Origin of the sequence: Gemella haemolysans, from assembly GCF_901873445.1 — a bacterium.
In the GTDB taxonomy this organism is placed as follows: Bacteria; Bacillota; Bacilli; order Staphylococcales; family Gemellaceae; genus Gemella; species Gemella haemolysans_C.
This window is the reverse complement of record NZ_CABFLN010000004.1, coordinates 1-12766: the sequence shown is the minus strand read 5'-3', so window position 1 is coordinate 12766 and position 12766 is coordinate 1. Positions and strand designations below refer to the sequence as shown.

7 protein-coding genes and 1 pseudogene are annotated in these 12766 nt (G+C 30.4%); 2 read left to right on the top strand and 6 right to left on the bottom strand.

Annotated features, from left to right (window positions below; all coding sequences use genetic code 11):
* Positions 1–267 precede the first annotated feature (267 nt).
* Together JX287_RS00620 and JX287_RS00615 are read right to left on the bottom strand one after the other, a co-directional pair.
* Entirely contained in the window at positions 268–4617 is a 4350-nt protein-coding gene (locus tag JX287_RS00620; protein ID WP_204641307.1) for a PolC-type DNA polymerase III, read from the bottom strand.
* 250 nt (positions 4618–4867) lie between these two features.
* Entirely contained in the window at positions 4868–6568 is a 1701-nt protein-coding gene (locus JX287_RS00615; protein ID WP_204641306.1) for a proline--tRNA ligase, read from the bottom strand.
* A 407-nt stretch (positions 6569–6975) separates the two neighbouring features.
* Between JX287_RS00615 and recU the strand changes: the two genes are divergently transcribed.
* Both recU and JX287_RS00605 read left to right on the top strand, forming a co-directional pair.
* Entirely contained in the window at positions 6976–7551 is a 576-nt protein-coding gene (gene recU / locus JX287_RS00610; protein WP_204641305.1) for a Holliday junction resolvase RecU, read from the top strand.
* Between the two features lie 6 nt (positions 7552–7557).
* Positions 7558–9744, top strand: a complete 2187-nt coding sequence (locus JX287_RS00605) for a transglycosylase domain-containing protein (protein WP_204641304.1) — start codon at positions 7558–7560, stop codon at positions 9742–9744.
* Between the two features lie 70 nt (positions 9745–9814).
* Here the strand turns inward: JX287_RS00605 and JX287_RS00600 are convergent, their stop codons facing one another.
* The 4 genes and pseudogenes from JX287_RS00600 to JX287_RS00585 form a co-directional block, all read right to left on the bottom strand.
* Entirely contained in the window at positions 9815–11068 is a 1254-nt protein-coding gene (locus JX287_RS00600) for an iron reductase (protein WP_239650294.1), read from the bottom strand.
* A gap of 13 nt (positions 11069–11081) precedes the next feature.
* On the bottom strand, positions 11082–11870 hold the full coding sequence (locus JX287_RS00595) for an FAD:protein FMN transferase (protein WP_204641302.1): 789 nt from the start codon (positions 11868–11870) through the stop codon (positions 11082–11084).
* A gap of 1 nt (position 11871) precedes the next feature.
* Positions 11872–12354 (bottom strand): FMN-binding protein, encoded by a 483-nt coding sequence (locus JX287_RS00590; RefSeq protein WP_204641301.1) that lies wholly within the window; start codon positions 12352–12354, stop codon positions 11872–11874.
* Between the two features lie 215 nt (positions 12355–12569).
* Positions 12570–12766 (bottom strand): annotated as a pseudogene (locus JX287_RS00585) (MFS transporter); the annotation flags it as partial.

Below are 12766 nucleotides of genomic sequence, written 5' to 3'. Positions count from 1 at the left end.
ACAAATTAATAAATAAATAAAGTTTGAATAATTATTTTAATATTTATTTTATTAAAAAATATAGTTTGTATTATCAAATAATGAAAAACTAATTTAAGTTACATAAATGAATAATTATTATCTTCTATCATTTAAAAATCTAATTCTAAAAAAGTTATTCTACAAAAAAGGATAATTTCATAAAAAATACTTTTTATGATTTTATAATTCTGTAGAATAACACTTCTTTATTTACCTTACTACATTACTAATGAATAAAACTATCAATTATAACTCATCAAAGAAAGATAATTGAGCTTTTTCAGGCAGGCCTTTTAATGTTCCCATCTCTCTTAAATACTCTACTACTGTAGATGAAACACTTCCTCGTTTCGAAAAGTCTTCAATTGAAAGGAACGATTTTTCTTCTCTCGCTTGAACTATTTTATTCGCTACGTTATCTCCAAGCCCAGGCACTATTGAAAATGGTGGAATTAAAGTATTTCCTTCAATGATATAATCATGGCTTGCTGATTTTTCTAAATCAACTTTTGAGAATGTAAAACCACGTTCCATCATTTCATTAGCTATCTCATAACTTACTAAAGCATCTTTATCTTTATTCGATAATTCATTCTTATCTGTAGTTTTTATTTCTTTAATTTTTGCTTTTAATGTTTCTGCTCCCTTAACAACCGTTATAATATCGAAATCACTTGCTCTAACTGAGTAATAAGCACAATAGTATGTAAGTGGTTGATGTACTTTAAACCATGCAATTCTTAAGGCCATTAACACGTACGCACAGGCGTGGGCCTTAGGGAACATATATTTGATTTTTTTACATGAATCGATATACCATTCTGGTACATTATTATTGATCATTTCTTTTTCAAAATCTTCAGTAAGACCTTTACCTTTCCTAACACTTTCCATTATTTTGAAAGATAAACCTTCTTCTAGTCCAGCATGTATTAAGTATACCATGATGTCATCACGACATCCAATTACATCTTTAAGTTCACATGTACCATTTTTGATTAATTCTTGTGCATTGCCTAACCAAACATCGGTACCATGAGATAATCCAGATATCTGAACTAACTCCGAATATGTGGTCGGCTTCGTATCATCTAACATTTGAATAACAAAGTTTGTTCCAAATTCAGGTATTCCAAAAGTTCCACTTGCTGAATCCACTTGATCTCTAGTTACACCTAGTGCCTCAACTGTTGAAAAAATACCCATTACTTCAGGATCAGATACGTCAATTGTCTTAGGGTCTATTCCTGATAAATCTTGAAGTTTTCTTATCATAGTCGGATCATCGTGTCCAAGTATATCGAATTTTAAGATATTATCATGGATAGAATGGAAATCGAAGTGAGTAGTTCGCCATGGACTCGTTTCATCATCCGCCGGGAATTGGTACGGTGTAAAGTCAAAAATGTCCATATCATTTGGAACAACTAGTATCCCTCCAGGGTGTTGACCTGTCGTTCTCTTAGAGCCTTCACATCCTGCTGCAATACGTTCTATATCTATACTTCTCTTCTCTATTTCATTTTTCTCATAATAATCTCTAGTAAATGAATAAGCCGTCTTTTCAGCAACTGTCGAAATCGTTCCCGCACGATATACGTAATCCTCACCAAAAATTTCTTTCGTAAAGTTATGTGCCGTAGCTTGATATTCTCCAGAGAAGTTTAAATCTATGTCGGGTACTTTATCCCCATTAAATCCTAGGAAAGTCTCAAACGGAATATCCTGACCATCTTTAATCATCTTCACATCACAGTGAGGACAATTTTTATTCGGAAGGTCAAATCCTGAAGCATATTCTGCATTTAGGAAAAATTCACTTTGTTTACATTTTGGACAAACATAATGCGGAGCTAATGGGTTAACCTCTGTAATCTCCATCATTGTCGCAACTAATGATGAACCAACAGACCCCCTTGATCCTACAAGATATCCATCATCAAGTGATTTCTTAACTAGCTTATGTGAAATTAAATATACTACACTGAATCCATTACCAATAATAGATGCAAGTTCTTTTTCTAATCTTTTCTCTACTATTTCTGGCAACTGTTCCCCATATATTTTATGAGCCATATCATAACTTAGATTACGAACTTCATCTGCTGCCCCTTCAATATTTGGTGTATATAACTTATCTTTTAACGGAACTACTAACTCAATCATATCGTTAATTTTATGAGTATTTTCTATAACTATTTCTTCTCTTAATTGTTCATCAAGATAAGAAAATTCTTTTAACATCTCTTCAGTTGTTAAAAATGTTGCCATGGGTTTTAAATCCCGTGCTCCAGGATTACTTTTCACCGTAAGCCTTAATATTTGGCGATAAACATGTTGATATTCATCTAAATAATAACAATCCCCTGTTGCTACGACAATTTTTTCTTTTTTATCAGCTAATTTTATTAATTTTTTCAGGATTTCTTCTAATTCTGCATTATCTGATATCCTTTCATTTCTTATGAAATTAGCATAATGATGCTTAGGTTGAATCTCAATATAATCATAAAAATCAATTATATTCTCCACCTTAGCTTCTTTTGAGTTTAATAATTCTTCAAATACTTCATTATCACCATTACCACTACCGATTAATAAATCTTCACGATATTGTTCTAATAAACTACGTGGAATTGTAGGCTTAGCTGAATTTAAATATTTAGTACAACTATAAGACACTAATCTAAATAAATCTTTCAATCCTTTTGCATTCTTAACTAAAATTGAACATGGAAAAGTTCTAGAGCGTTTATGTGCAAGTTCTAAATCAATCTTTTCGTCAATCTCATCATGATATTCAATGCCAAGTTCATACAATTGATCTAACATTTTCACAAAAATCTCTGCAGTAGCTTTAGTATCATAAATCGCTCTGTGGTGTTGCACTAAACGTACTTTGTATAGTTTAGCTAAATTACTAAGACCATGTCTTTTCGCTTCTTTATTTTCAGCACGAGAGACAAATAACGTATCTATACTAGCATTATTTCTATTCTCTAATCCTAGTCGCTCAAAACATGTATCTAAGAAGCCTAGATCAAACTTCGCATTGTGGGCTACTAATATGTCATCTTTATCTAACCAATTATAAAAGTTAGTCATGACTTCTTTTTCTAATGGAGCATCTCTAACATCATCATTAGTAATACTAGTTAATCTTGTAATTAATTCTGAAATAGGTCTTTGAGGATTAATGTAACTTTCAAAGCTATCTATTTCAGCTCCATTTTTCACCTTAACAGCAGCAATCTCTATTAATCTATCACGTTCAGCAGAAAGACCTGTAGTCTCAACGTCAAATACAACATAAGTAGCATCTTTTAATTTAAGGTTCTTTGGGTTAGTTGTAGCAGTAATGCTATCATCCATAATAAAAGCATTAAGACCATAAATAGGTTTAATATCTTTCCCTTTTGAACTTAGACAAATTTCTGGATATGCTTGAACTCCATATGTATCAGTGAAAGCAATAGCTTCGTGTCCCCAATCCATAGCCCTAGCTATATATTCTTTCGCAGAAGAAATACCTTCTAGTTGACTCATTTTTGTATGGGTATTTAACTCTATTCTCTTTTTACCACTATAATTATCTTTTTTTTCATCTTTGTGAGCAACTTCAATGGACTTCGGTTCTATAATTGTATCTCTTAAATATGGATCATTACTAACACTTCCATGAATCTTAAGCCATTGCCCTTTTTTTATTCCTTTTACTAAATCGGTAAGTTCATTTCTTCTTTTATTTTGAAACTTAGAATTAGGATTATTACCAAATAGTCTTAATATAATAGAATCACTGTAGTCAGTAAGTTTTAAGCGGTATTGGCTTGAACCATTTCTATGAACAATTTCTTCAGTTCCAAAAACTTGAGCCATTATTGTTACATCGCCAGCATAACCAATAACGTCCTTAATCTCCACAATATCTTCATCACGAATTTCTTGTCCATAACGAGTTCCACCGCCTCCACCAAAAGCAACAAATTTTTTCTCAGGTTCTTTTGGTTTTCTTTCCGCATTTTTCTTATCAATTTCTTCTAGTTTTACGATTTCCTGGGAAATTTTCTCTTCCTGACTTTCTAACACCGCTTCTACATCAGTTTTAGAAAAATTAGGAATTATATCTTTAATTAAAATACCAATGTTAGAATAACTACTTATTATCTGTTGTTTTCTCTCATTAATAAAATTATTCCAAATAGATGGAGCCATTATCTTCATAGTTAAAACATTGTTGTTTACATCTATTTCACTAAATAAAATACTCTCTAATAGAACTTGAGATATTTCCGAGAAATTTTCTAATATTATATATTTCCAAAATTCTTTTATTTGTTCATCAGTTGCAACATTAGTTGTTTTTAACCGATAATTAACTATGTAATCACCCATAAAACTTTCTCGTAGTTTTTGTATAAGTAATGTTAATTCATCTACTAATGGCAAAGTTTCACCACTGAAATTAAATGTCCATGTCTTATTTTTATTATCTTTTTCTATATTATCTAAAGAAAAATTAATAAGTTCTGAGCCGGCTAATCTTTCTTCTAATTCTAATGTTTTAACCAATAAAGAAAAATGTTTATTACTCATGCTTCCTCCTATAGTTTACTAAATCGACAAATTATTATAATAATTATCGACTAAACGAAAAAAATCCATTCATTTTATTTCTAATTTAACAAAATGAATTAGCTTTTCAATAATAAATTATTATAAATTATCAATACAATATAATTTTACACTTATTTAAATTATACTAAAAATACCAACTAAAAACAAATGGTTATTTTCTATTAACTATTTATTTTTAATTGGTATTTACTATTTTAACTTTTTCTTATTATTTGTAGAATGATTCTACTTTAGCTAATACATCAGCAACTTCTGTATCAACTTTTTCTAAAGTTTTTCTTTCTTTAACTTCCACGATTCCTTCTCCAGCTTTTTTACCTACAACTACTTGTAATGGAATACCGATTAAATCCGCATCGTTAAATTTAACTCCAGCACGTTCTGCTCTATCATCATAAAGTACTTCATATCCAGCAGCCGTTAACTTAGCGTATAATTCTTCACTAAGTTTTACTTGTTCTTCTTTCTTAACATCTACACATACTAAGTGAACTTGATATGGAGCTACTTCTTTAGGCCAGATAATTCCTTTGTCATCACTATGTTGTTCAATGATTGCTGAAATAACACGTGTTACCCCAATTCCATAACATCCCATATAGAAGTGATTTGCACGACCATTAGCATCTAGGTAAGTAATGTCCATAGATTCTGAGTATCCTTTACCAAGTTCGAACACTTGTCCTACTTCGATACCTTTAGCGAATTTAACTGGTCCTGATAAGTCTTCAGCTAAATCTCCTTCTTCAATCATACGAAGGTCGTAGTGAGCATCGATTTCATAATCCCCTGGATTTACATTAATGTAATGGAATCCTTTTTTGTTAGCTCCACAGCTGTGGTTGTACATGTATTTAATAGCATTATCACCGATTACTTTACAGTTTTTAATGCCAAATGGTCCCATGTAACCTACTACACTTCCCATAACTTCTTCAATTTCTTGCTCAGTTGCCATTTCTACTTCAGAAGTTCCTGTAGCTTTCATGAATTTAATATCATTAAGTTGATCGTTACCACGCATAAGAACTAAATAGAATTCTCCATCAGCTTTTAAAGCTAATGCTTTCATAGCACGGTTTACTTCAACACCACAGTATGCAGCGATTTCATCGATAGTTTGTTGATTTGGAGTTTCTAATAAACTACGCTCTTTTTTCTCAAAACCTGTAGGCATAGTGTAGTTTTGTTCAACTACGGCTGCAGTTTCAATATTTGCTGCGTAATCACTCTCTTCAGTATACACAATAGTATCTTCTCCAACTTCTGCTAAAGCTTGGAACTCATGAGTATAGCTTCCTCCGATATTTCCAGAGTCAGCTTTTACCGCACGATATTTAAGTTCAAATCTATCAAAAATATTACTATAGGCTTGATAATAATCTTTATAAGTTTCTCTTAAAGATTCTGGTGTATCGTGGAAAGAATAACCATCTTTCATGATGAACTCTTTACAACGTAATAAACCTAAACGTGGACGAATTTCATCACGGAATTTAGTTTGAATTTGGTATAAGTTTACTGGAAGTTGTTTATATGAAGTTACCATGTTACTAACTGTTTGACATATAATTTCTTCAGCAGTTGGACTTAATGCATATCCTGCATTTTTTCTATCTGTAACACGAATTAACTCGTCTCCCATTTTGTTCCATCGACCAGATTTTTTCCAATATTCATCTGATTGTAAAATTGGCATTAATAATTCTACAGCACCAATTTTTTCGTGTTCTTCTCTTATAACTTTTTCAATTTTTTGAATTACTTTAGTAGCTAAGGGAAGATGAGTATAAACTCCTGCAGATACCTGCTTCACCATCCCCGCTCTAATAAGCAACTTGTGACTTGTTGCTTCTGCAGAGGATGGTACTTCTCTTGTTGTTGGAATAAATGTTCTTGATTGTCTCATAACAATACCACCTCTCATTTTTAAAATCACTTATATTATACCACAAAACTTATGATTTTTTTCAAATAATTTCACTTTTTTATAAATATATTACTGTATTACTTATCCATAATATTTTGTTATTAATTTTAAAATATTGCGTTTAAAACCATAATTATTGTTGTTTTCGCTTTCTATTGTAATTTTTTATTAAATACTTACTCATAAATTTAATACTGTTATATAACTTTTTTACTACACTAATAGCGATTTTCATTATTATTAATTTATCAACACTTCTTAATCTTTATCTTATGTTATTTCTTTTTCAAGATTTTTTCAAAAATATCATATTTTTAGTTGTTAGTAATTTAATTTTTTTCAATAATATAGTATAATAAATAAGATAATTATTTATGGAGGGATATATGTTTAATTATCCTAATAAAAAAGGTAATTTTATTCAAAAAACTAAATATTCTAATCGAGGTATGGAACTTGAAGAAGACATAAATTTCGCGAATAAATATTATTTAAATAATGACATAGCCGTCATTCATAAAAAGCCAATTCCTATTCAAATTGTTGAAGTTAATTATCCTAGTAGATCAAGCGCTATGATTACCAAAGCATTCTATAAAACACCTTCTACTACGGATTACAACGGTCTTTGGAATGGAAAATATATTGATTTTGAGGCTAAAGAAACTAATTCAGCCACATCATTTTCTCTAAATAATATCCATGATCATCAGATAAAACACATGCAAAAAATTTTAAATCACGGTGGAATAACTTTTATCATAGTTCGTTTTAAAAAAATAGATAGAACCTTTATTTTACCTTTCAAAAATTTTATATTCTTTCATAATCGAGCTAATAGCGGAGGAAGAAAATCAATAAAACTTAGTGAATTTGAAGAATCGGCATTTGAATTATCGTTCAACTACAAAATAAGATTAGATTATTTAAATATTATAAAAAATAATGAAAGTGAGTTTTAATAACAGATGAAAACTTTATTTAAATATATAAGTTCAATCTTTTTTTCTATCTGCTTAGTATTATTCTTTGTTGTTATGATACTATTTGCACGTGAATTAAGAGATGTTCCTGATATTACTCAGGCTAACTTACAAGATCCTTTATCATCAGAAATTTATGATAAAAATCTTAATTTAATCGCTACTGTTGGAGCTGAAAAAAGAGAATATGTATCATTAGAAGATATTCCTAAAAATATAACTGATGCAGTTCTTTCAACAGAGGATACAAGATTCTATTCTCACCTTGGGATTGATCCTATTCGTCTTATTAAAGCAGTTCTTATTAACATACGTTCTAATTCTGCTCAACAAGGTGCCAGTACAATAACACAGCAAGTAGTAAAAAATTCATTACTTACGTCAGATAAATCATTACAACGTAAAATTCAAGAGGCATACTTATCTCTAAAACTAGAGAATAAATTTTCTAAAAAAGACATACTGGAAATGTATATGAACAAAATATACTACTCTGATGGTCAATATGGGGTAAAAACAGCTGCTAAATATTTCTATAACAAAGAATTAGATCAATTAACTTTACCTCAAGTCGCTCTTTTAACGGGGATTCCTCAACAGCCAATATTATATAATCCTTATGATTATCCTGAACAAGCTAAAGAACGCCGTGATACAGTGTTATATGCACTTTTAAGTAATGGGAAAATTTCAGAAGATGAATATAATAATGCGGTTAATACTCCAATTACTGAAGGTATTGTAAGTAAGACAAAAGAAGAAAGAGCTAATCAACATACTTATAATCCTAAGTTTGCTGCTTACATAGATCAAATTACAAAAGAATTAAAAGAAAATAAAAGCTTTGAAAATGTTAAAGATCCACTATCTATGGGATTAAAAGTTTATACTAACTTAAATCCTGAATTGCAAATGTATGTCCAAGATATGTTAGACAATCAATCTTATCCAATGACACCGCATGCATCTCAAGCTGCTATTTCTGTTCTTGATACTAAGACTGGACTTATTGAAGCTATTGGTGGAGGGAAAAATTATAAAGCTGGTGGCTATAACTATGCTGTTGATGCTAGAGTACAACCTGGTTCTTCGATTAAACCTCTAATTGATTATGCGCCAGGTATAGAATATTATGGATGGGATCCACAAACAACATTTTCTGATACACCATATAAAATAGCCGGAACTGATTTTTATATTCAAAACTGGGATAGAATTTATCATGGAACAGTACCTATGACTCGTGCGGTAGCTTGGTCTTACAACATTCCTGCAGTACGAGCCTTCGAATCTGTCGGATATGAGCGAGCTAAACTCTTCGCTGAAAGATTAGGAATTCCAGTTACTAAAGATGAACCTACAACAGCAATCGGTGGTAATGTTGATGGAGTTTCAACTTTACAAATGGCTGGAGCCTTCGCTTCATTCGGTAATAAAGGCTACTATAACAAACCATCAACTATTGTAAAAGTATTCAATCCTAATGGTAAAGAATTAGTAAACATTAAATCTGAACCTGTGAAAGCAATGTCAGAAGAAACAGCTTATCTTATGACGAATGTCTTAAAAGGTGTTTTAACTAATAATGGGACTTCCCCTGACGGTAAAATCCCTAACTTTGAGATGGCTGGTAAATCTGGTTCAAGTACCTTTGATGATTCTGCTTATTATAACTACGGTATTGATGTTGTAAATTCAACTAAAGATAGTTGGATGATCGGTTATACAACCGATTATACTGTTGCAGTCTGGCAAGGCGCTGATGTAGTAGACTCAGCCGCCAAAGCATTATCCTATAATCAAGCAAAAACAACCCAAGTTATAATGGCTAATGTTCTAAAAAAAGCTTCAGATAACAAGGTTCCCGCTGCATTTGAAAAACCTGCTGGAATAGAGACTAAAAACGGAGTTGAATACACTAAAGAAAGAAATAAAGAAACTGATTACATGTATGCTGGCAGTGATCGCGATGCTGTTTATCAAGCTGCATTAGCTCAAAAACAACGTGAAAATCGCTCAGCATTAACTCAAGTATTCAATTCATTAACTAATTCAACTACTTCTCGAACTACAAGCCAATCTTCTGCTAATACCTCTTCTTCATCAGAAACAAACTCTAGATCAAATATAAGTAACTCAACTCGTACCAATCAAAATAATCGCAGACGATAAAGTTAAAAGAATGGGAGTGACTCAAAAATCGATTTCTGAGTCACTCCCACTATCTTTTAGAACTTCTACTTTAGAAATTAAATCCTTCATAAAATATTCTATTTTTTCCTATCCCTTTTTCTTTTAATAGTTTTTCATATAAAATATTCATCACCATTGGGCCTGCAATAATATAATTATATTCATCACCGATTGGTAAATATTTACTTAATTGATCTGATGTAAATCTTCCATTTTGACAATATGATTTAAAATTACTTCTTTCATTCCACAATTCAAATTTTTCTTGATATAATAATTTCTTATCTTTTTTTACAGTGTATAAAAATGTAATATCTTTATTATTAAACTTATCTGCTAAACCTAATAAAGGAACGACACCAATTCCTCCTCCAATAAGAACAAATTTTTCATTCTTATCAGATTTTTCTATCATTGAACTTAGAACTCCATACCCTCTAGTTAAATTAACTTTTTCTCCAACTTCTATATTAGATAGATTTTTCGTGAAATCTCCTACTCCTTCTATCGACATTTGAACATACCCATCACGTTCTGGGATATTTAAAATAGAAAATGGATGCGGTTCTTTCATTCCTTTTACATTAGGGAAAGAAATAAATGCAAAATCTCCCGCTTCTATTTTTCTCAATATAGCTTTACTAGTAGTTATTGTTAATTCGGTAATATTAGCATCTACTTTTCTTACATTTTTTAAAATTCCAACTTGAATATTTAAGTATTTGTTATACGCATAGTACCCATATGCTCCAAATGCTACAAGAGTATATATAATAACTAAAATAGTAAATGGAACTATACTTCTAATATATGGTATCAAGATAATATGTAAGAAAGCTAATAACGCAGCTACTAAATTAAGCCTATGTATCCACATAGATAATTCATGTTTAAAAATTTTTTCTAACATTTTCTTTATTGTCATCAAAATACTAATTCTTGAAGTTAACCACCCAGCCATGAAAACAAGAGAATACGCAACTATTGCGATAAATATGTTCATTGACCATTCACCAGTGAATTTTATAAGTCCTGACGATTTTAAAAGTTGATCGTGTAAATACATAAAGATCACAGCAAAAATAGCTGTTACTCCATGAATTATATACATATCAGGTAAACCTATTATTCTGTCTAACCATTTAGGTTGAGTTGACAGGAATATTGCTGAAAGCATCCATGAATATGCAAATACTCCTAAATTAATCGCTAATACCCTGCTTCCATATACTTCAGGTAAAGCATTTCCTACTGTTATTATCAATGGTAATGGTATCGTTAATAATACTATTAACCAAGTCATATTAAATATGAATTTATGTTCTCTCAACATCTATTATTTTTCCTTCCTCAAAAACTCTTTTAATTCCTTCTTTTGTTAATAAAATTCCAGATAACTTATTTTTTTCTACAATTTCACTCCAAACATTTTTATTAGATACTATACCCACTGTTGCCATTACATCTACATCTGATAAGTATCTTCCAATAACTGTAACTTGGATATGCTCAATATCATTCTCACTTTTAATATGCTGTCCTTTTTTATTAATCCCCGATGTTGCCAACGCTCCATTTTTTATGCTGTATCTAGCTATTATTTTCTCTCTATCTTCAGGATTTTCTATTCCTATTTCCCAATAAAAATCACTTTCAGTATTAGTTCCCACTTGCATATCTCCAGCTCCATTAATTGCGCCTGCTTCTATTATATTATTATCAATAAGGGGCTTTAAATATTTTATAAAAGCATTTTCTATAGCCCAACCTTTAACAAATCCTGTCGGATTATATTTTCCTTCAAAAAATGGATTAAATAAGCCTCGTGTCTCTTTTTTAGCTAAAATTGAACGACTGTAAACTTCTTGATATTCTAAATCAAAAAAATTTTCTTGTAAAACTTCACCTAAATCTGTATGCCTACTAACCAAACTATCAGGCAGAAATGGTGAAAACTTTTCTTCTACTTTTTTCAAATATTTATCAATCTCATCGATAACTTGATTCAATGCCTCTATTAAAGTTTCATCAAAATTATTCTTTACAAAAGCAATTGTAAAAGGCATATTCATTCTTTTTAAAACATAAGTTTTATACTTAACCATCTTATTTAGCCTTATTTAATGCATCTTGTAATGAACCTTTGAATCCTTCAAAAGTTTCAGACGCTCCTGATACTAATGCAATATCACTACTCTGTGCTTCTATCGCTTCTTCAACATACTTAGGTAAAGCTATTTTATTAATACTTTGTGAAAACTCTTCATTCGGTTGAAGAAGTACATTAACATTAGAAATTTTCCCATTTTGAACAACAACACTTACTTGGAAATCACCTTTATTTGTTTTTGTTACTGCTCCAGTATAAGTACCATCTTTATAAGTTACAGCTTCTTTTTGTACCGCTGGTGTATTACTTGCAGTTCTCGTTTTATTATTCTCTTTTTTCTTTATATCTTGATTTGTATTTTGTGGTATAGAAGTCGTATTTAAGGTTTGTGTATTAGGTTTTACAAACGTATAATATCCTGCAGTCAAAGCAGATGCTCCTACTACTCCTATTAGAGCTGTTTTCTTTATTTTACTCATATTATTACTCCTTTTTTTTATACTTTTAAGGATAATATACCATATAATTAATATATTCCCTACTACTTTGCATTACTATACATTATATTTTTTCTAACTAAAATATAACTAACATGGAAATTACAAAATCAATTCATAATAATTACATTTTAATTAACATAATTTCTATAATAAAAAATCTTTAGAGATATTTTTTACCTCTAAAGATTTCTTTTTTATTTCTTCGGTCTTGTTTCTGGGAATGTAAAAACAAAAATAATATAGATAACACTTCCTAATAAATAGAATATGATTGATGAAGAATATCCCATGTGATTTAGTACTAAACTCCATATAAAGTTAAACAATGTATATATCGCATATCCAAATGCCCAGAAAATCCCAAACATGATTGTTAATCTTTGTGAATTCA

Bases quoted from the DNA above. Each gene is read 5' to 3' on its own strand.
- JX287_RS00620 (WP_204641307.1), bottom strand. From the start codon at position 4,617: ATGAGTAATAAACATTTTTCTTTATTGGTTAAAACATTAGAATTAGAA.
- JX287_RS00615 (WP_204641306.1), bottom strand. From the start codon at position 6,568: ATGAGACAATCAAGAACATTTATTCCAACAACAAGAGAAGTACCATCC.
- recU (WP_204641305.1), top strand. From the start codon at position 6,976: ATGTTTAATTATCCTAATAAAAAAGGTAATTTTATTCAAAAAACTAAA.
- JX287_RS00605 (WP_204641304.1), top strand. From the start codon at position 7,558: ATGAAAACTTTATTTAAATATATAAGTTCAATCTTTTTTTCTATCTGC.
- JX287_RS00600 (WP_239650294.1), bottom strand. From the start codon at position 11,068: ATGACTTGGTTAATAGTATTATTAACGATACCATTACCATTGATAATA.
- JX287_RS00595 (WP_204641302.1), bottom strand. From the start codon at position 11,870: ATGGTTAAGTATAAAACTTATGTTTTAAAAAGAATGAATATGCCTTTT.
- JX287_RS00590 (WP_204641301.1), bottom strand. From the start codon at position 12,354: ATGAGTAAAATAAAGAAAACAGCTCTAATAGGAGTAGTAGGAGCATCT.